At 74.3% G+C, this 19,251-nt stretch carries 15 protein-coding genes; 1 reads left to right on the forward strand and 14 read right to left on the reverse strand.

The window, feature by feature from the left end; genetic code table 11:
- Nucleotides 1-58: 58 nt before the first annotated feature.
- Entirely contained in the window at nucleotides 59-1,435 is a 1,377-nt protein-coding gene (locus ACI78S_RS11075) for an aminotransferase-like domain-containing protein (protein WP_456973123.1), read from the reverse strand.
- An 83-nt stretch (nucleotides 1,436-1,518) separates the two neighbouring features.
- On the opposite strand from ACI78S_RS11075, the gene ACI78S_RS11080 reads away from it, so the two are divergent.
- Nucleotides 1,519-2,196 (forward strand): pyridoxamine 5'-phosphate oxidase family protein, encoded by a 678-nt coding sequence (locus ACI78S_RS11080; RefSeq protein WP_456973125.1) that lies wholly within the window; start codon nucleotides 1,519-1,521, stop codon nucleotides 2,194-2,196.
- Between the two features lie 76 nt (nucleotides 2,197-2,272).
- Here the strand turns inward: ACI78S_RS11080 and ACI78S_RS11085 are convergent, their stop codons facing one another.
- The 13 genes from ACI78S_RS11085 to ACI78S_RS11145 form a co-directional block, all read right to left on the reverse strand.
- Nucleotides 2,273-3,484 (reverse strand): PQQ-dependent sugar dehydrogenase, encoded by a 1,212-nt coding sequence (locus tag ACI78S_RS11085; protein WP_456973127.1) that lies wholly within the window; start codon nucleotides 3,482-3,484, stop codon nucleotides 2,273-2,275.
- Between the two features lie 10 nt (nucleotides 3,485-3,494).
- The gene (locus ACI78S_RS11090) at nucleotides 3,495-4,550 is read right to left on the reverse strand and encodes a polyprenyl synthetase family protein (protein ID WP_456973129.1); all 1,056 of its coding nucleotides are present in this window, start codon (nucleotides 4,548-4,550) and stop codon (nucleotides 3,495-3,497) included.
- Nucleotides 4,550-6,094 (reverse strand): NADH-quinone oxidoreductase subunit NuoN, encoded by a 1,545-nt coding sequence (nuoN, locus tag ACI78S_RS11095; protein WP_456973131.1) that lies wholly within the window; start codon nucleotides 6,092-6,094, stop codon nucleotides 4,550-4,552. The genes ACI78S_RS11090 and nuoN overlap by 1 nt, the downstream gene beginning before the upstream one ends.
- Complete coding sequence (locus ACI78S_RS11100) at nucleotides 6,094-7,746, reverse strand: NADH-quinone oxidoreductase subunit M (protein ID WP_456973133.1); 1,653 nt, start codon at nucleotides 7,744-7,746, stop codon at nucleotides 6,094-6,096. Before ACI78S_RS11100 ends, nuoN begins: the two co-directional genes overlap by 1 nt.
- A gap of 108 nt (nucleotides 7,747-7,854) precedes the next feature.
- Nucleotides 7,855-9,759: an NADH-quinone oxidoreductase subunit L gene (nuoL, locus tag ACI78S_RS11105; RefSeq protein ID WP_456973135.1), complete on the reverse strand. Its 1,905-nt coding sequence runs from the start codon at nucleotides 9,757-9,759 to the stop codon at nucleotides 7,855-7,857.
- Between the two features lie 18 nt (nucleotides 9,760-9,777).
- Complete coding sequence (gene nuoK, locus ACI78S_RS11110) at nucleotides 9,778-10,077, reverse strand: NADH-quinone oxidoreductase subunit NuoK (RefSeq protein WP_456973137.1); 300 nt, start codon at nucleotides 10,075-10,077, stop codon at nucleotides 9,778-9,780.
- Entirely contained in the window at nucleotides 10,074-10,943 is an 870-nt protein-coding gene (locus tag ACI78S_RS11115) for an NADH-quinone oxidoreductase subunit J (protein ID WP_456973139.1), read from the reverse strand. The genes nuoK and ACI78S_RS11115 overlap by 4 nt, the downstream gene beginning before the upstream one ends.
- Complete coding sequence (nuoI, locus tag ACI78S_RS11120; RefSeq protein ID WP_456973141.1) at nucleotides 10,940-11,560, reverse strand: NADH-quinone oxidoreductase subunit NuoI; 621 nt, start codon at nucleotides 11,558-11,560, stop codon at nucleotides 10,940-10,942. Before nuoI ends, ACI78S_RS11115 begins: the two co-directional genes overlap by 4 nt.
- Nucleotides 11,553-13,037 (reverse strand): NADH-quinone oxidoreductase subunit NuoH, encoded by a 1,485-nt coding sequence (nuoH, locus tag ACI78S_RS11125; protein ID WP_456973143.1) that lies wholly within the window; start codon nucleotides 13,035-13,037, stop codon nucleotides 11,553-11,555. The genes nuoI and nuoH overlap by 8 nt, the downstream gene beginning before the upstream one ends.
- On the reverse strand, nucleotides 13,034-15,505 hold the full coding sequence (locus tag ACI78S_RS11130) for an NADH-quinone oxidoreductase subunit G (protein ID WP_456973145.1): 2,472 nt from the start codon (nucleotides 15,503-15,505) through the stop codon (nucleotides 13,034-13,036). Before ACI78S_RS11130 ends, nuoH begins: the two co-directional genes overlap by 4 nt.
- A complete protein-coding gene (gene nuoF / locus ACI78S_RS11135; protein WP_456973147.1) occupies nucleotides 15,505-16,836 on the reverse strand; it encodes an NADH-quinone oxidoreductase subunit NuoF in 1,332 nt (443 codons plus the stop codon). The genes ACI78S_RS11130 and nuoF overlap by 1 nt, the downstream gene beginning before the upstream one ends.
- Nucleotides 16,837-16,840: 4 nt before the next feature.
- The gene (gene nuoE, locus ACI78S_RS11140) at nucleotides 16,841-17,872 is read right to left on the reverse strand and encodes an NADH-quinone oxidoreductase subunit NuoE (protein WP_456973149.1); all 1,032 of its coding nucleotides are present in this window, start codon (nucleotides 17,870-17,872) and stop codon (nucleotides 16,841-16,843) included.
- A 52-nt stretch (nucleotides 17,873-17,924) separates the two neighbouring features.
- Nucleotides 17,925-19,247 (reverse strand): NADH-quinone oxidoreductase subunit D, encoded by a 1,323-nt coding sequence (locus ACI78S_RS11145; RefSeq protein WP_456973151.1) that lies wholly within the window; start codon nucleotides 19,245-19,247, stop codon nucleotides 17,925-17,927.
- Nucleotides 19,248-19,251: the final 4 nt, after the last annotated feature.

Genomic DNA, 19,251 nt, shown 5'->3' on the forward strand with positions numbered 1-19,251 from the left:
GAAGGACCCCCTGCAGGGCCCCCCGTCCGTACCCGCGGCAGGGGCCCGGCAGGGGGCCTCACGCGTCGGCCAGGACCTCGGTCAGCACGGGTAGCGCCGCGGACAGCTGCGCGCGGGTCGGTGCCGCGAAGCCGGTGACCAGCCCGGCGGGCGGGCCGAGCTGCGCGCCGGCGGTCCGGTACCGGGCCAGCCCGTCCAGCGCCAGCCCGCGGGCGCGGGCCGCGGCCACGACGGCGTCCTCGGCGGCCCGGTCGGGCAGCGGGACGAACACGTGGGCCCCGGCCGGGTCCCCCTCGGCCCGGCGTCCCGCGGCCGCGACGGCGGCGAGCACGGCCGCCCGCCGCCCGGCCAGCTCCCGGCGGACCCGCCGCAGGTGCCGGGCCAGGTCGCCGGACGCGGCCAGCGCGGCGAACACCCGCTGGCCGGCCCGTGCCGGCCGGGTGCCGGTGGCCGTGCGCCGGGCCACCAGCTCGCGGCGCAGCGCCGCCGGTGCCACCAGCCAGCCGACCCCCAGGGTGGGGCTGACGATCTTGCTGGTCGTGCCCAGGTGGACGACGACGTCGGGCCCGAGCGCGGCGAGCAGGGGCAGCGGTGCCACGTCGTAGCGCAGCTCCCCGTCGTAGTCGTCCTCGAGCACCCACCAGCCCTCCGCGCGGGCCCGCTCCACCAGGGCCAGCCGGCGGGCCGCCGACATCCGCCGGCCGAGCGGGAACTGGTGCGCCGGCGTGCAGTAGACGGCGGCCAGCCCCGGCGGCACGGCGTCCACCACCAGCCCGTCGCCGTCCACCGGGACCGGGACCACCGTCGCCCCGGCGGCGGCCAGGGCGGCGGCCACGCGCTGGTACCCGGGGCTCTCCACCCCCACCCGGCTGCCCGGGGGCAGCAGCCGCGCGACCTCGGCCGCCGCGGCGGAGGTGCCCCCGGTGGCGAGCAGGTCGGCGGCCGCGGCCCCCACGCCCCGGTGCCGCAGCAGGTGGTCCGCGACCGCGGCGAGGAACGCCGGGTCGCCGGCCGGCTCGGGCTCGCCGTCCGGCGGGAGGTCGCCGGCGGCGCGCCAGGCCCGGCGCCAGGCCGCCCGGTCCAGCACCTCCAGGCACGGGGACCCGGCCCGCAGGTCGACCAGCCGGGGTCCCGGCTCGGCGAGCGCCGCGCCGACCGGGACCGCGGGGTGCCGCTCCGCCGCCGGACCGCCCACGACGAAGGTGCCCACCCCGCGCCGCCCGTCGGCCCAGCCCTCCGCCAGCAGCTGGTCGTAGGCGGCCGCGGTCACCGTGCGGCTGACCCGCAGCGCGCTCGCGAGCTGCCGGGTCGACGGCAGCCGGTCGCCGCGGCGCAGGGTGCCGGCGGCCGCGGCGACGCGCAGGGCATCGGCCAGCTGCACCGCCAGCGGCCTGCCGGCCTCGCGGTCGAGCACGACCGGTGGGATCTCGACCACCGGAACCTCCTGGGTGGTGGACTGCTGGAATCGCGCGGAAGTGGCCGTTGGAGGATGCCACGCTCCCCGGCAGGCTCGGTCGCATGAACTCCTCGGCGCCGCTCTCCCCCACCCCGCGCAGCACCGTCCGGCGGGGTTCCCGGCGTGCGCGCACCGACCGAGCCGACCTGTACGCCGTGCTCGACGCCGGGCTGGTCGGCCACCTCGGGATCGTGCTCGGCGGCGCACCGGTGGTGCTGCCCACCGGCTTCGGGCGGCGCGGGGACACGCTCTACCTGCACGGCTCCACCGGTGCCGCCACGCTGCGGGCCGCGACCGCCGGCGCCCCGGTCTGCTTCACCGTCACCCACCTCGACGGCGTGGTCTACGCCCGCTCGGCGTTCCACCACTCGGTCAACTACCGCTGCGCCGTCGTCCACGGCACCGCCCGGTCGGTCACCGACCCCGCCGAGAAGGTGCTCGGGCTCGAGGCGATCACCGAGCACCTGGCGCCCGGCTCGTGGACGGCGACCCGCCTGCCCGACCGCAAGGAGCTCGCCGCCACCGCGGTGCTCGCCCTCGACCTGGCCGAGGCGAGCGTGAAGGTGCGCACCGGCCCGCCCGTCGACGACGAGCGCGACCTGCCCGCCCCCGGCGCGGGCGACCCGGTGTGGGCCGGCGTCCTGCCGGTGCGCACCCTGCTCGGCGAGCCGGAGCCCTGCCCCCTGCTCCCGGCCGGCACCCCGGTCCCCGCGCGGGTGCGCGACCGCCGGCTGCCCTGAGGCGTGCCCTCGGCCCCCGCGCACCGGCGCGGTCCCCGCTTCGTCCGGCTCCCGGGCCGAGGAGCGCCGACCGGCGTCAGCCCCTCGGCGTGACCCGCAACAGCTGGTCCCGGCCGTCGCCGTTGTCGGTCGTGACGTACAGCGCGCCGTCCTCGCCCTGCTGCACCGTGCGGATCCGCCCGAAGGAGTCCTCCAGCTCGGCCAGCCGGAACTGCTCGACCAGCGTGGTGCCGTCCTCGGAGAGCCGCAGTGCGAGCACCCCGGTGTCCCGGAGGACGGCGACCAGCAGCAGGCCGTCGTAGGCACCCCACTGCGCCCCGTCGAGGAAGGTGCCCCCGCAGGTGGCGATGGTGGGGTCGCCGGAGGACCACAGCGCGGGCACGGCGCCGGGGATGGCCGGGTCGGTCATCGGGACGCTCTCGTCGTAGGCGCCGGGGCCGGGGTCCCAGCCGTAGTTGGCGCCCGCCGCGAGAAGGTTCACCTCGTCGTCGCGCCGGGTGCCCTGCTCGACGGCGTAGACCTGCCCGGTGCCGGGCCGGACGGCGAGGCCCTGCACGTTGCGGTGCCCGTAGGTCCACAGGTACGGCTCGGCGCCGCTGCCGGCGAACGGGTTGCCCTCGGCCGGTGCGCCCGTGGCGGCGTCGATGCGCAGCACCTTGCCGGCGAGGCTGGTCCGGTCCTGGGCGTTGGTGCCGACGGCGTTGTCCCCCGTGCTCACCAGGAGCGCGCCGGTGGGGTCGACGCGCAACCGGCAGCCGCCGTGCCGGCCCGAGGAGCTGTTGACCGGGATGCCGCCCAGCAGCGGGTCGGCGACCCGGGTGGCGGTGGTCCACGCCGGGTCGACGGTCCAGGCGATCACCGCGATGTCCGGTGCCTCGCCGGCCTGCCGCCCCTGGCAGCTGTAGAACCGCCGGTTCGCGGCGAAGGCCGGGTCGAGCACCAGGCCCATCTGCCCGGTCTCGCCGCGCGCGAACAGGTCGTCGAGGTCGGCGGTGAGCTCCCGCGCGGTGCCGTCGGGCAGCACCGCGGTGAAGCCGCCGCCGCGCTCCCCCACCAGGAGCGTCCCGTCCGGCGCCTGCGCGACGTCCCAGGGGTGGTCCAGCCCGTCGGCGACGACGGCGACGTCGAGCGGCGGCGCGGTGGGCGGCGGCTGGCTGACCGGGGGCTGCGGCTGCGTCGTGCCGGTGGCCGCGCCGTCCGACGGCCCCGCGTCGGCGGTGCACCCGGCGAGCAGCAGCGCGGCCGCCAGGCACGACCCCGCCGCGAGCCTGCGAGCGGTCGGGGGCACCGGTGCCTGCTCAGCTGGTGCGGGTCACGACGTAGTCGCAGAGGGCCGAGAGCGCCTCGCGGACGTCGCCCTCGGGGACCGCGGTCAGCCGGTCGCGGGCGCGGTCGGCGTACTCGCGCAGCACGTCGGTGGCGCGGGCCAGCGCGGCGGAGGAGCGCAGCAGCTCCAGCGCCTCGGCGAGGTCCTCGGCGCCGACCGGTCCGGCCACGAGCTGCCGCAGCCGGGCCTCGGCCGGGTCGTCGCCGGCCAGCGCGATCAGCACGGGGAGGGTGGCGACGCCCTCGCGCAGGTCGGTGCCGGGCGCCTTCCCGGACGCGCCGTCGGCGCTGACGATGTCGAGCAGGTCGTCGCTGAGCTGGAAGGCCACCCCGACCTCCTCGCCGAAGGCGGTCAGCGCGGCCACCAGCTGCTCGTCGACCCCCGCGAAGGAGGCACCGAAGCGCGCCGAGGTGGCCACCAGCGAACCGGTCTTGTCGGAGAGCACCTCGAGGTAGTGGGCGATCGGGTCCTCACCCGGCTGCGGGCCCACGGTCTCCCGCAGCTGGCCGCTGACCAGCCGCTCGTAGGTGCGGGCCTGGACGCGCACCGCCTCGGGACCCAAGTCGGCGAGCAGGTCGGAGGCGCGGGCGAAGAGCAGGTCGCCGGTGAGGATCGCGATGCTGTTGCCCCAGCGGCTGTTGGCGCTGGGCGCCCCGCGGCGCACGGCGGCCTCGTCCATGACGTCGTCGTGGTACAGCGTCGCCAGGTGGGTCAGCTCGCAGACGACGGCGGCCCGCTCGACCTCGGGGGCGCGCGGGTCCCCGAGCTGCGCGGCCAGCAGGGCCAGCATCGGCCGGAACCGCTTGCCACCGGCGGCCATGAGGTGCCCCGCCGCCTCCCGGATGACCGGGTGCTCGCTGCCGACGGCGGCGGAGAGGGCGGCCTCGACCCCGGCGAGACCCGCGGCGAGGGACTCGCCCAGGCCCCCGTCGGGCAGCCAGGGGCCGATGGTCGACGCCGGCGTCGAGATCCGGTGCCGCCCCTCGGTGGGGACGCCGCGGTCGACGGCGGTGCGGGCTCCGGTCATCAACCGACGAAGATAGCCGCCCGATCCGCCAGGTCGAGGACCGACCCCGGCACGATCCCCAGGACGAGGGTGGCCGTGGCGGTGATCGCGAGGACGATCGTGGTCGGCAGGCCGGGCACGCCGACCGTCGGCCCGTCGGCCGCGGGCGGCGAGAAGTACATGAGCACGATCACCCGCAGGTAGAAGAACGCGGCCACCGCGCTGGCCAGCAGGGCCACCACGGCCAGCGGCCAGGCGCCGGCCTCGATGGCGGCCCGGAACACCGCGAACTTGCCGGTGAAGCCGCTGGTCAGCGGGATGCCGGCGAGCGCCAGCAGGAACAGGCTCATCACCGCGGCGGTCAGCGGCGAGCGCTGCGCCAGCCCGGCCCACTGCGACAGGTGGCCGGCCTCCCCGTCGCCGTCGCGGACCAGGGTGAGGACGGCGAACGCGCCGAGCGTGGTCACGCCGTAGGTGAGCAGGTAGAAGATCGTCGCCGCCAGGCCCGAGCCCTCGGCGCCCGCGCCCAGGCCGAGCACGCCGGTGAGGATGAACCCGGCGTGCGCGATCGAGGAGTAGGCCAGCATCCGCTTGAGGTCGGTCTGGGTGAGGCCGAGCACGGCGCCGACGACCATCGAGACGATGGCGACGCCGTAGACGATCGGGCGCCAGGTCCACTCCGCGGTGCCGAAGGCGACGTAGAGCACCCGCAGGATCGCCCCGAACGCGGCGACCTTCGTGCAGGCGGCCATGAAGGCGGTCACCGGCGTCGGGGCGCCCTGGTAGACGTCCGGCGTCCAGGTGTGGAACGGCGCGACGCTGGCCTTGAACAGCAGGCCGACGACGAGCAGGGCGAGGCCGAGGGACAGCAGGATGCCGGTGTCGGCGGTGCCGGCCTCGCGGATCTCCGAGAGCCGCACGCTGCCGGTGGCGCCGTAGACCAGCGCCAGGCCGTACAGGAAGAAGCCGGAGGCGAACGCGCCGAGCAGGAAGTACTTGACCGACGCCTCCTGCGACAGCAGCCGCCGGCGGCGGGCCAGGCCGCACATCAGGTACAGCGGCAGGCTCAGCACCTCGAGCGCGACGAACATGACCAGCAGGTCGTTCGCGGTGACGAACAGCATCATGCCGCCGAGGGCGAACGTGGCCAGGGGGTACACCTCGGTCTGCACCCGCTGCGCGGTCAGCAGCTCCCGGTCGCGGGGGCTGCCGGCCGGCACGGCGGCCATCGCGACGAACGCCGACCGGGCCGGGTCCAGCGACCGCTCGGCGAACAGCAGCACCGACAGGGCGCCGAGGGCGGTGAGCGTGGCCTGCAGGAACAGCCCGGCGCCGTCGACGGCGAGCGCCGTCCCGGCGGTGACCCGGTCCTCGCCCCGGGCGAGCAGCAGCGTGGCGACCAGGCCGCCGACGGTGCCGACCAGCGCGACCCCCACCTGGACGGGGTGCCGCCTCTCGCGGGGCGCGAACGCCTCGACCAGCACGCCGACGCAGGCGGCGCCGAACACGAACAGCAGGGGGGCGAGCGCCGCCAGGGAGATCGACGGCGCGGAGATCTCGGGCATCAGTCCCCCTGCTCGGAGGTGGCGTCGGTGGTCTGCGGGGTGATGCCGTCGGGAGCGCCGACGTCCTCCATGGTGGCGCTCACCGCCGGGCGGATCAGGTCGATCAGCGGCTGCGGGTAGACGCCCAGCGCGATGACCAGCGCGATCAGCGGGGTGACGACGGCGATCTCGCGCCGGCCGAGGTCGGCGACCCGCAGCCGGGCGCCGGCCGGGGCGGGCGCGGTCAGCGTCGCCGTCGCACCGCCGCCGTGCACCGGCTCGGCCGGCGGCTCGCCGCCGGCACCCCCCGTGCCGGGCCCCGGCTCGAGGAGCAGGCCCCGCGGCGGGCCGTGCATGGTCCGCTGGTACATCAGCAGGATGTAGAGCGCGGCCAGGATGATCCCGGTGGTCGCGATGATCGTGTACACCGGCCGCGTCGGGAACGAGCCGATCAGCGTGAGGAACTCGCTGACGAAGCTGTTGGTGCCGGGCAGCGCCAGCGAGGCGAGGCCGGCGATGAGGAAGCTGCCGGCCAGCAGGGGCGCGAAGCGGGCCACGCCGCCGTAGTCGGAGATCTGCCGGGAGCCGCCGCGGGCGATGAGCATGCCCACCACGAGGAACAGCAGCCCGGTCGAGATGCCGTGGTTGACCATGTACAGCACCGCGCCGGTGCCGGCCTCGGTGGTGAAGGCGAAGATGCCGAGCGCGATGAAGCCGAAGTGCGAGATCGAGGTGTAGGACACCAGACGCTTCATGTCGCTCTGCCCCATGGCCAGCAGCGCCGCGTAGAGGATGCCGGCGACGGCCAGCGCCAGGATCCAGGGCGCGAAGTCGCGGGAGGCGTCGGGGAAGAGCGGCAGGCAGTAGCGCAGGAAACCGAACGTGCCGACCTTGTCCAGGACGCCGACCAGCAGCACCGCGCCGCCGATGGGCGCCTCGGCACCGGAGTCGGGCAGCCACGTGTGGAACGGCACCAGCGGGGCCTTGATCGCGAAGGCGACGAAGAAGCCGAGGAAGAGCAGCTTCTGCAGGCCCGGGTCGATGGAGATCTGCCGCAGCACGTCGAAGGCGAAGGTGCCCTCGCCCAGCTCGTTGACGCCGGCCACGTAGAGCCCGATCACCGCGGCGAGCATGACCAGGCCGCCGACGAGGCTGTAGAGGAAGAACTTGACCGCCGCGTACTGCCGCCGGGGGCCGCCGAAGCTCCCGATCAGGAAGTACATCGGGACCAGCATCGCCTCGAAGAAGACGTAGAAGAGGAAGACGTCGGTGGCGGCGAAGACGCCGACCATCATCGACTCGAGCAGCAGCAGCCAGGCGAAGAAGGTGCGCATCGAGCGCGTGCCCGGCGCGGTGTCGCGCCACGAGGCGAGGACGACCAGCGGCACCAGCACGCCGATCAGCAGCAGCATCACCAGCGCGATGCCGTCGACACCGAGGGCGAAGTCGACGCCGAAGCCGGGGATCCACGAGACCGACGTCATCAGCTGGAACCGGTCGCCGTCGGGGTCGAACGAGACCGTGGCCAGCACCGCCAGCAGCAGGACGACGAGGCCGGTGCCCAGCGCGACCTGCTTGGCCGTCTCCTCGCGGTCCTTGGGCAGCGCCGCGACCGCGGCCGCGGCCACCGCCGGCACCGCGATCATGAGCACGAGCCAGGGGAAGTCAGCCACGGTGCGTGCCCTTCTCGGAGGTCGGGTTGCTCAATGCCGTTCGTCCGCTCCCGCGGGACGCTCCGCTCCTCGCTCGTCCCTCGCTGCGATGCTCACGTCCCTGTCCGCTCATCCGGCCGTCACCGCCAGCAGGGCCCCGGCGACGACGACCGCGCCGCCGAGCATCCCCATGGCGTAGGTGCGGACGAAGCCGGTCTGCGCCCGGCCGAGCCGGGAGGAGGAGCCGCCGAGGGTGGCGGCCAGGCCGTTGACCGCGCCGTCGACGCCGCGGTTGTCGAGGAAGACCAGCGCGCGGGTCAGCCACTGGCCGGGGCGCATGAACAGCGACTCGTTGACGGTGTCGGCGTACAGCGCGTTGCGGGCGGCGCGGGTGACCGGCGAGACGCGCGTCGGCGCGGTGACCGGCACCTCGCGGCGGCCGACGAACAGCCAGGCGAGCGCCACGCCGAGCAGCGAGACGGCGGTGACGACGATCCCGATGGTCAGCGGCGCGATGACGTGCTCGGCCTCCTCCTGCTCGAAGACCGGCGCCATCCAGTCGGCCAGCGGGAAGGCCGTGACCAGGAGGAAGCCGGCGGCCACCGAGCCCACGGCGAGCACGATCATCGGCACCGTCATGACCGACGGCGACTCGTGCGGGTGCACGTCCTCCTCCCACCGCGGCCGGCCGAAGAAGGTCATCAGCATCAGCCGGGTCATGTAGAAGGCGGTCAGCCCGGCACCGAGGACGGCGATGCCGCCCAGCACGTAGCCGAGGGTGTCGCCCCGGTCGAAGGTCGCCTCGATGATCGCGTCCTTCGTGAAGTAGCCCGAGAACGGGATGATCCCGATGAGGGCGAGGTAGCCCAGCCCGAACGTGCCGAAGGTGATCGGCAGCCGCTTCCACAGCCCGCCGAAGCGGCGCATGTCGACCGAGTCGTTCATGGCGTGCATGACCGACCCGGCGCCGAGGAAGAGCCCGGCCTTGAAGAAGCCGTGCGCGTACAGGTGCGCCAGGCCCGCCACGTAGCCGGCCGGGCCGAGGCCGACGGCCAGGAACATGTAGCCGATCTGGCTGACCGTGGAGTAGGCCAGCACCTTCTTGATGTCGTCGTAGGCGCAGCCGGCGATCGCGCCGATCAGCAGGGTCAGCGCCCCGACGCACAGGACGACGGTGCGCGCGGTCGGCGTCTGGTCGTAGATCGGCGCCGAGCGGGCGATGAGGTAGACGCCGGCGGTGACCATGGTCGCGGCGTGGATGAGCGCCGAGACCGGGGTGGGGCCCTCCATGGCGTCGGGCAGCCAGGCCTGCAGCGGGAACTGGCCGGACTTGCCGCAGGCGCCGAGCAGGAGCAGCAGGCCGAGGGCGGTGGCCGTGCCGCCGGCCAGCAGCCCGGCGTCGCCCAGCACGCCCTCGAACGACGTCGTCCCCAGCTGGGCGAACATCAGGAAGATCGCCAGCGCCAGCCCGACGTCGCCGACGCGGTTCATGATGAACGCCTTCTTCGCCGCCGTGGCCGCGGCCGGGCGGGTGTACCAGAAGGCGATGAGCAGGTAGGACGCGAGACCCACGCCCTCCCAGCCGACGTAGAGGGCCAGGTAGCTGTCGCCGAGGACGAGCAGCAGCATCGCCGCGACGAACAGGTTGAGGTAGGCGAAGAACCGCCGCCGTCCCTCGTCGTGGGCCATGTAGCCGATCGAGTACACGTGGATCAGCGAGCCCACGCCGGTGATCAGCAGCACGAACGCCATCGACAGCGGGTCGAGCAGCAGCCCCAGCTGGATGTCGAGCGAGCCGGCGGAGATGAAGGTGAACAGGTCGACGCCGGCCGAGCGCTCGTCCAGGCCGGCCACCTGGAACGTGCACAGCAGGCCGAGCACGAACGCGGCGCCCACCGTGGCGGTGCCGAGCAGGTGGCCCCAGCGGTCGGTGCGCCGGCCGCCCAGCAGCAGCACCGCGGCGCCGGCGAGCGGCAGCGCGATCAGCAGCCAGGAGGCGGCGAGCAGCCCGGTGGCGGGCAGCGCTTCAGGCACGGCGCATCTCCATCACGCTCAGTACTTCAGGAGGTTGGCGTCGTCGACCGAGGCGGAGCGCCGCGTCCGGTAGATCGACATGATGATCGCGAGGCCGACGACGACCTCGCAGGCGGCGACCACCATCACGAAGAAGGCGATGATCTGGCCGTCGACGGTGCCGGTAGCGCGGGCGAAGGTGACCAGCGTCAGGTTGACCGAGTTGAGCATCAGCTCGACGCACATGAAGACGACGATCGCGTTGCGCCGGACCAGGACGCCGACGGCGCCGATGGTGAACAGGATCGCCGCGAGCACCAGGTAGTGCGAGACGCTCATCGGTCCCCTCCCGGGTTGCCGGGGCCGGTGCCGCCGGGGACGCCGCTGGGCGAGCCCTCGAGGGTGCCGAGGGCGTCGTCGGGGCTGCCGAGCTGCCGCCGGCCGGTGGGCCGCGGCAGCTGCTCGATGTCCTGCGGCTCGACACCGGTGGCGAAGCTGTCCTCGGCGTAGCGGCCGTCGGGCAGCAGGCCGGGGACGGCGACCGAGTTGCCGCGGGCCATCACACCCGGGCCGGGCAGGGTCTGCGGCCGCGGGTTGTCGAGGAAGCGGGCCTTCGACAGCTCCTTCTGGCTGCGGCGGCTGCCGGGCTCGCGCTCGATGTGGGCGAGCACCATCGCGCCGACCGCGGCGGTGATCAGCAGCGCGCTGGTCACCTCGAAGGCGAGCAGGTAGTCGGTGAACAGCAGCGCGGCGATCGCCTCGATGTTGCTCACGTCCCCGCCCTGGACGGCGTCGAGGCCGGTGGCCGCGGTGTCGCGGGTGGCCTCGGCGATGCCGGCCCCCACCAGCCCGGCGAACCCGATGCCCAGCACCGTGGCCGCCACCCGCTGCCCGCGCAGGGTCTCCACCACCGAGTCGGAGGAGTCGCGGCCCACCAGCATGAGCACGAACAGGAACAGGATCATGATCGCGCCGGTGTAGACGATGATCTGCACCGCGCCGAGGAACGGCGCCTCCTGGACGACGTAGAAGACGCCCAGGCAGAGCATCGTCACGACCAGGAACAGCGCGGAGTGCACGGCGTTGCGGGCGAACACCATGCCCAGCGCCCCGAGCAGCGCGAGCGGGCCGAGGACCCAGAAGACGACGGCCTCGCCGTCCCCGAGCTGGACGGAGGTGTCGGCGGCGGCGGCGAGGACGCTCATACCTTCTCCTCCACGACCGGCTCGCCGGCCGAGCCCGCCTGCGGCTCGCGCAGGTAGTAGTCCTTCTCGTCGTCGCCGAGCCGCATCGGGTGCGGCGGCGCCTCCATGCCCGGCAGCAGCGGCGCCATGAGCTGGTCCTTGGTGTAGATCAGGTCCTGGCGGTTGTCGTCGGCCAGCTCGAAGTCGTTGCTCATGGTCAGCGAGCGGGTCGGGCAGGCCTCGATGCACAGGCCGCAGAAGATGCAGCGCAGGTAGTTGATCTGGTAGACGCGCCCGTACCGCTCACCGGGCGAGTAGCGCTCGTCCTCGGTGTTGTCGCCGCCCTCGACGTAGATGGCGTCGGCCGGGCAGGCCCACGCGCACAGCTCGCAGCCGACGCACTTCTCCAGCCCGTCGGGGTGCCGGTTGAGCACGTGGCGACCGTGGTAGCGCGGCTTGGTCACCTTGGGCTCGAACGGGTACTGCTCCGTCGTCACCTTCTTGAAGATCTGCGCGAAGGTCAGCCCGAAGCCCTGCCCGGCGGCCGGCAGCACGCTGCCGCGCACCGCCGGCTTGCCGTCGCGGGGCCGGCGGGCGATCTCGCCGTCCCCGCGCCGTGCGGGGGTGTTCTCACTCATCGTCGCCCTCCTCGGCGGCGGGGGTGCCGCGCCGGCCGGTGCTCACGACGGCACCGTCCGGGCGGGCGGTCGCCCCGACCGGCTCGCGGCTGCGCAGCCGCGGCGACGGCGGGACGACGAGGTCCATCGGCGGGACGGGGAAGCCGCCCTCGGAGCGGCTGGGCCCGCTGGGCCGGCGGCGCGGCCCGGTCGGGGGCAGCACCTGGGGCTCGGGGTCGGGCTCGGTGACGTGCACGGATCCGGCCGCCGCGGCGGCGGCCATCTTCCGGGCGCCGGCGTTGCTGACCCGCCCCGCGACCAGCAGGCCCAGCAGCACGAGGACCGCGATGGGGACGCCGACGTAGAGCGCCACCTCGCCGGTCTCGAGGTCGGCCTCGCGGGAGATCGTGCGGATCGCCGCCACCGCGAGGATCCACACCAGCGCGACCGGGACCAGGACCTTCCAGCCGAAGCGCATGAACTGGTCGTAGCGCAGCCGCGGCAGGGTGCCCCGCAGCCAGATGAAGACGAACAGCGCGGCGGCGACCTTGAGGAAGAACCACAGCATCGGCCACCAGCCGGTGTTGGCGCCGTCCCAGATCGAGATCGGCCACGGCGCCCGCCAGCCGCCGAGGAACAGCGTCGCGGCCAGCGCCGAGACGGTGACCATGTTGATGTACTCGGCGAGGAAGAACAGCGCGAACTTCAGCGACGAGTACTCGGTGTGGAAGCCGCCGACCAGCTCGCTCTCGGCCTCGGGGAGGTCGAACGGCGCGCGGTTGGTCTCGCCCACGACGGCGATGCAGTAGATGACGAACGAGACCGGCAGCAGCACGGCGAACCAGCTGGGGCCGGTGATCGAGGCGCCGAAGAAGTCCAGCTCGTTGCCGTCGGCCTGCGCCGCGACGATCTCCGACGTCGACATCGTGCCGGCGTAGAGGAACACCGCGACGATCGACAGCCCCATGGCGATCTCGTAGCTGACCATCTGCGCCGCGCTGCGCAGCCCGCCGAGCAGCGGGTAGGTCGAGCCGGAGGCCCAGCCGGCCAGCACGATGCCGTAGACGCCCATCGCCGAGCAGGCGAGGACGACGAGCACGCCGATGGGGGCGTCGGTGAGCTGCAGCGGGGTGCGCTCGCCGAAGATGCTCACCGTCGGCCCGAGCGGGATCACCGAGAAGGCCAGGAACGCCGGGACGGCGGAGATCACCGGCGCCAGGAAGTAGACCGGCTTGTCGGCCAGCGCCGGCATGATGTCTTCCTTGAACGCCAGCTTCAGCCCGTCGGCGAGGCTCTGCAGGTAGCCGCGCGGCCCGACCCGGTTCGGGCCGATCCGCTGCTGCATGCGGGCGACGACCTTGCGCTCGAAGACGATGGCGAACAGCGTCATCAGCACCAGGACCACGAAGATCCCGACGATCTTGATGAGCACGATCCACCAGACGTCGTGCCCGAAGTCCTCCAGCGTGGGCTGGTCGGCCGCTGCCAGCACGTTCATGCCGCGCCTCCTGCGCTGAGCTTCACGACGCCGCCCGGGCCGGTGCCGAGCTGCGCGCGCACCTCGCTGCCGGGCGAGCGCATCGGCAGCCACACCACCCGGTCGGGCATGTCGGTGATCCGCACCGGCAGGCTGATCGAGCCCCGCGCCCCGGTGACGGTGAGCCGGTCGCCGTCGGCCAGGCCGAGCCGGCGGGCGGCGTCCTTGCCGAGCCGGGCCACCGGCGGGCGCGCGGTGCCGGCGAGGTGGGGCTCGTCGCGCTGCAGCGTGCCGACGTCGAGCAGCTGCCGCCACGAGGCCAGCAGCGCCTCGTCCTCGGCGAGCTCCACACCGGACGGCGCCACCGGCACCGGGCCGGCGGCCTCGCCGCTGCGCGCGGCGCCCAGCGCGGCCAGCTCGGCGCGGGCCACCTCCACGGTGGGCAGGCCGAGGAAGGCGCCCAGCTCGTCGGCCAGCCCGTGCAGCACGCGGCCGTCGGTCAGCTGGCCGGTGCCGTGCAGGGTGGCGTCGAAGGGGCGGGCGCGGCCCTCCCAGTCGAGGTAGGTGCCGGCCTTCTCCGGGGCCGCGGCCACCGGCAGGACGACGTCGGCGACCTCGGTGACCGCGCTGGGGAACATCTCCAGGCTGACCACGAACCCCGCGGCGCGCAGCGCCTCGGCGGCCAGCGCCGGGTCGGGCAGGTCGGCGGGGTCGACGCCGCCGACGAGCAGGCCGGCGAGCTCGCCGTCGCGGACGGCGGTGAGGATGCCGGTGAGGTCGCGGCCCGGGGTGGCCGGCATCTCGGCCGGGTCGACGCCCCAGCGGGCGGCGACGTCGGCGCGGGCGACCGGGTCGGCGACGCTGCGCCCACCGGGCAGCAGGGTCGGCAGCGCGCCGGCCTCCACCGCGCCCCGCTCCCCCGCGCGGCGCGGCACCCAGCCGACGCGGGCGCCGGTGGCCCGGGCCAGCCCGGCGACGGCGGCGAACCCGCCGGGGACCTCGGCCAGCCGCTCGCCAACGAGCACGACCGCCCCCGGCTGCCGCAGCGCCTCGACCGCCGCGCCGCCCCACGAGCCGTCGGCGAGGGCGCCCAGCGAGCGGGCCTCCTGCCCGGGCAGCGTGGCGAGCACGGTCGCCTGCAGCTTCTCGGCGGCGCGGGTGGTGAACGGCGCCAGGTCGAAGACGGCGAGCGTGCCCTTGCGGACCTGCTTGCGCAGCCGGAGGAAGACGATCGGCGACTCCTCCTCGGGCTCGAACGCCACGAGCAGGACGGCGGGCGCGGCCGCGAGGTCGTCGTAGGTGACCCCGCCGGTCCACGGCCCGGTGCCGGCGATCTCGGCCTCGAGGAAGGCCAGCTCCTCGGGCGAGTGCGCGCGGGCGCGGGCGTCGACGTCGTTGGTGTGCAGCGCGAGGCGGGCGAACTTCGCGTAGGCGTAGGCGTCCTCGAGGGTGAGCCGGCCGCCGGGCAGCACGCCGACGCCGCCGGTGGCCCGCGCCTGCGCCAGCCCCTCGGCCGCCGCGGCCCACGCCTCCGGCCAGGAGGCGGGCTCGAGCACGCCGTCGCGCCGCACCAGCGGGGTGGTCAGCCGCTCGTTGGCGGTGGCGTAGCGGAACGCGTAGCGCCCCTTGTCGCAGTTCCACTCCTCGTTGACCGCCGGGTCCTCACCGGCCAGCCGGCGCTGCACCTTGCCGCGCCGGTAGTCGGTGCGCTGCGCGCAGCCGGAGGCGCAGTGCTCGCAGACGCTGTCCTCGCTGCGCAGGTCGAACGGGCGGGCGCGGAACCGGTAGGCGGCGCTGGTGAGCGCGCCGACCGGGCAGATCTGCGTGGTGTTGCCGGAGAAGTAGGACTCGAAGGGCTCGTCCTCGTAGATCGCGACCTGCTGCAGCGCGCCGCGCTCGAACAGCTCGATGAACGGGTCGCCGGCCACCTGGTCGGAGAACCGGGTGCACCGCGCGCACAGCACGCAGCGCTCCCGGTCGAGCAGGACCTGCGAGCTGATCGGCAGCGGCTTGGGGTAGGTGCGCTTGACGTCGACGAACCGGCTCTCGGTGCGGCCGTTGCTCATCGCCTGGTTCTGCAGCGGGCACTCGCCGCCCTTGTCGCACACCGGGCAGTCGAGCGGGTGGTTGATGAGCAGCAGCTCCATCGTCCCCTGCTGCGCCTTGTCGGCGACCGGGCTGGACAGCTGGGTCTTCACGACCATGCCCTCGGTCACCGGCATGGTGCAGGAGGCGACCGGCTTGCGCTGGCCCTCCACCTCCACCAGGCACTGACGGCAGGCGCCCACCGGCTCGAGCAGCGGGTGGTCGCAGAACCGCGGGATCTGCACGCCGATCATCTCGGCGGCCCGGATGATCAGCGTCCCCTTCGGGACGGCGACCTCGAACCCGTCGATGGTGCAGTGCACGGCGTCCGGCGGGGTGTGCGGACCGGGCACGCCGGGTGGCACCGCGGGCGCCGGCACGGGCGCTGTCGGCTGGACGGTCATCAGGCGGCTCCGACCTTGACGGGCTCGATCGGGAGCGAGCGGCCCAGGCGGGCCTGCTCCTCCGGGGGCAGCAGGGCGACGTAGTCGTCGCGGAAGTACTTCAGCGAGCTGGCGATGCAGCTGGTGGCGCCGTCACCGAGGGCGCAGAAGGAGCGGCCGAGGATGTTGTCGCAGGTGTCGGTCAGCAGGTCGAGGTCGGCCGCCGTCCCCCTGCCGTGCACCAGCCGCTCGAGGATCTGCACCAGCCAGTAGGTCCCCTCGCGGCAGGGGGTGCACTTGCCGCAGCTCTCGTGCGCGTAGAACTCGGTGAACCGCAGCGTCGCCTCGACGATCGAGTCGGTCTCGTCGAAGACCATGAGCGCGGTGGTGCCGAGCATGGAGCCCGCGGCGGCGACCGAGTCGAAGTCGAGCGGGACGTCGAGGTGCTCGGCGGTGAAGTACGGCGTCGAGGAGCCGCCCGGCGTCCAGAACTTCAGCTCGTGGCCGGGGCGGACGCCGCCGGCCATCTCCAGCAGTTCCCGCATGGTGGTGCCCATCGGGGCCTCGTACTGGCCCGGGCGGACGACGCGGCCGGACAGCGAGTAGATCTTCGGTCCGGGCGACCGCTCCGGGCCGAACTCCTTGAACCAGTCGGCGCCGCCTCGGACGATGAACGGCACGCTGGCCAGCGTCTCCACGTTGTTGATCACCGTCGGGGCGCCGTAGAGACCGGCGACCGCGGGGAACGGCGGCTTGAGCCGGGGCTGGCCGCGGTAGCCCTCGAGCGAGTCGAGCAGCGCGGTCTCCTCGCCGCAGATGTAGGCGCCCGCGCCGGCGTGCACCACCAGCTCGAGGTCGTAGCCCGAGCCGAGGATCTCGCGGCCGAGGTACCCGGCCTCGTAGGCCTCGCGCACGGCGTTGGAGAGCCGCCGGTGGGCGTGCACGGCCTCGCCGCGCACGTAGATGGCGGCGAAGTGCGAGCGGATGGCGTACGCCGCGATGATCACGCCCTCGACGAGCGAGTGCGGGTCGGCCATCATCAGCGGCAGGTCCTTGCAGGTGCCCGGCTCGCCCTCGTCGGCGTTGACCACGAGGTACTTGGGCATCGCCGCGGGCCCGGTCGGGGTCTCCCCCGGCTTGGGCTGCGGGATGAAGCTCCACTTCATCCCCGTGGGGAAGCCGGCGCCGCCGCGGCCGCGCAGACCGGAGTCCTTGACCACGGTCACGAGCTCGTCGGGCGTCATCGTCAGCGCCTTGCGCAGCCCGACGTAGCCGTCGAGGGACTCGTAGGTCGACAGCCGCCAGGACCTGTCGGCGTCCCAGCGGGAGGTGAGGACGGGGGCGAGTGGCATCGCGTCAGGCCTCCTTCTGCGGGCCCTGGCCGGAGGTGCCGGGCTCGGTGCCTGCGGGGGTCTCGGTGCCGGTCCGCGCCCGCTCGTCGGACGTGCGGCGGCGGCCGTACTCGGCCCCCTGGTCGGGGTGGGTCTGCGCGGCGCCGGCGCGCTCGGCGGGGTTGTCGGCCGCGGCGACGCGGGCGTCGGCGGCCTCCTTCTCCGGCGTCTCCCCGGTGCCGCCACCGGGGCGGGTGGCCGCCCGCGGCTCCCCGACCAGCCGCTCCCGGCGGTCCTCCGGCTTCTCCGCGCCGGGCAGGAACGGCGCCGCCTCGCCGCGCTCGGCGGCCAGCCGGACGCCGACCAGGGTCGGGCCGTACTCGCCGGGGGCGTCGACCGCGGCGTCGCGCGCGGTGTCGTCGTACTGCGAGAAGCCGGCCAGCTGCCGGGAGATGCCGCGGAAGTCGGTCAGCGGGGCGCCGCGGGTGGGGTGCGGCTTCTCGCCCCGGCGCAGCGCGGCGACGAGCGCGCGGGCGCTCTCGACGTCCTGCTGGTCGTAGAACTCGTAGTCGACGGTGACCACGGGCGCGTAGTCGCAGGCGGCGAGGCACTCGGCGTGCTCGAGGGTGATCGAGCCGTCGGCGGCGGTCTCGTCGTGGTGGACGCCGAGGTCCTGGCACAGCGCGTCGAAGATGCGCTGGCCGCCGAGTACGGCGCACAGCGTGTTGGTGCAGACGCTGACCAGGTGCCGGCCGGTCGGGCGGCGCTTGTACATCGTGTAGAAGGTCGCGACCGCGCCGACCTCGGCCTTGGTGAGGCCCAGCTGGTCGGCGCAGAACGCCACGCCCTCGGGCGAGACGTAGCCCTGGTAGCTCTGCACCAGGTGCAGCATCGGCAGCAGCGCCGACCGCGGCACCGGGTAGCGGGCCACGATCTCGGCGGCCTCGGCGACCGCGCGCTCGGGGATGGGCGGCAGGTCGGCCGGCGCCGGCTCGACGGGGCTCGAGTCGAAGCCGGTGACCGCGGTGGCCTCCGGGGAACCGGGGAGCGCGCTCATCGGGCTGCACCTCCGCCCAGGCTCCGCGGGCGCACGCACGTGGCGTCGGTCATCAACGGTCCACTCCCCCCATGACGGGGTCGATCGAGGCGATCGCGGCGATGACGTCGGCGAGCATGCCGCCCTCGCTCATCGCCGCGGTGGCCTGCAGGTTGACGAAGCTGGGCTCGCGCACGTGCACCCGCCACGGGCGGGTGCTGCCGTCGCTGACCACGTGGTAGCCGAGCTCGCCGCGGGGCGACTCGATCGGCACGTAGACCTGCCCGGCCGGCACCCGGAAGCCCTCGGTCACCAGCTTGAAGTGGTGGATCAGGGCCTCCATCGACTGGCCCATGATGTGCCGGACGTGGTCGAGCGAGTTGCCCATGCCGTCGGCGCCCAGCGAGAGCTGGGCGGGCCAGGCGATCTTCCGGTCCTCGACCATGACCGGGCCGGGCTCGAGCCGGTCGAGCGCCTGCTCGATCAGCTTCAGCGACTCGCTGATCTCGGCCACGCGCACCAGGTAGCGGCCCCACGCGTCGGAGGTGTCGGCGGTCGGCACCTCGAAGTCGTAGGTCTCGTAGCCGAGGTACGGCTCGACCTTGCGCAGGTCCCACGGCAGGCCCGCGGCGCGCAGGATCGGGCCGGTGATGCCGAGCGCGACGCAGCCGGTGACGTCGAGGTAGCCGACGTCCTTCAGGCGGCGCTGCCAGATGGGCTGGCCGGTGAGCAGCTTGTGCAGGCCGGCGACCCGCTCCGGGAAGATCCGCAGGAACTCCCTGATGGAGCCCTCGGCGCTCTCCGGGAGGTCCTGCGCCAGGCCGCCGGGGCGGATGTAGGCGTGGTTCATCCGCAGGCCGGTGATCTCCTCGAGCAGGTCGAGGACGATCTCGCGCTCGCGGAAGCCGTTGGTCATGCCGGTGAGCGCCCCGAGCTCCATGCCGCCGGTGGCCAGCGCGACCAGGTGCGAGGCGATCCGGTTGAGCTCCATGACCAGGACCCGGATCGTCTGCGCGCGCGGCGGGGCCTCGATGCCGAGCAGCTTCTCGACGGCCAGGCAGTAGGCGGCCTCGTTGAACAGCGGGGACAGGTAGTCCATCCGCGTGACGAACGTCGTCCCCTGGGTCCAGTTGCGGTACTCGACGTTCTTCTCGATGCCGGTGTGCAGGTAGCCGATGACCACCCGGGCCTTGGTGACGGTCTCGCCCTCGAGGTCGAGCACCAGGCGCAGCACGCCGTGGGTGGACGGGTGCTGGGGACCCAGGTTGACGACGAGCCGCTCGTTCTCGTGCGGGTCGGCGCCGAGGGTGGCGTCCCAGTCCCCGCCGGTGACGGTGTAGACGCGGCCCTCGGTGGTCTCCCGGGAGCCGGCGTACGGGTCGGAGGTGGTGGTCATCTGC

This window comes from Geodermatophilus sp. SYSU D00815 (assembly GCF_054050035.1).

Coding starts and splice junctions, on each gene's coding strand:
- ACI78S_RS11090 (WP_456973129.1), bottom strand. CDS start 4,550: ATGACCGGAGCCCGCACCGCCGTCGACCGCGGCGTCCCCACCGAGGGG.
- nuoK (WP_456973137.1), bottom strand. CDS start 10,077: ATGAGCGTCTCGCACTACCTGGTGCTCGCGGCGATCCTGTTCACCATC.
- ACI78S_RS11130 (WP_456973145.1), bottom strand. CDS start 15,505: ATGACCGTCCAGCCGACAGCGCCCGTGCCGGCGCCCGCGGTGCCACCC.
- nuoI (WP_456973141.1), bottom strand. CDS start 11,560: ATGAGTGAGAACACCCCCGCACGGCGCGGGGACGGCGAGATCGCCCGC.
- nuoE (WP_456973149.1), bottom strand. CDS start 17,872: ATGAGCGCGCTCCCCGGTTCCCCGGAGGCCACCGCGGTCACCGGCTTC.
- ACI78S_RS11080 (WP_456973125.1), top strand. CDS start 1,519: ATGAACTCCTCGGCGCCGCTCTCCCCCACCCCGCGCAGCACCGTCCGG.
- nuoN (WP_456973131.1), bottom strand. CDS start 6,094: ATGCCCGAGATCTCCGCGCCGTCGATCTCCCTGGCGGCGCTCGCCCCC.
- ACI78S_RS11115 (WP_456973139.1), bottom strand. CDS start 10,943: ATGAGCGTCCTCGCCGCCGCCGCCGACACCTCCGTCCAGCTCGGGGAC.
- nuoF (WP_456973147.1), bottom strand. CDS start 16,836: ATGCCACTCGCCCCCGTCCTCACCTCCCGCTGGGACGCCGACAGGTCC.
- ACI78S_RS11145 (WP_456973151.1), bottom strand. CDS start 19,247: ATGACCACCACCTCCGACCCGTACGCCGGCTCCCGGGAGACCACCGAG.
- nuoH (WP_456973143.1), bottom strand. CDS start 13,037: ATGAACGTGCTGGCAGCGGCCGACCAGCCCACGCTGGAGGACTTCGGG.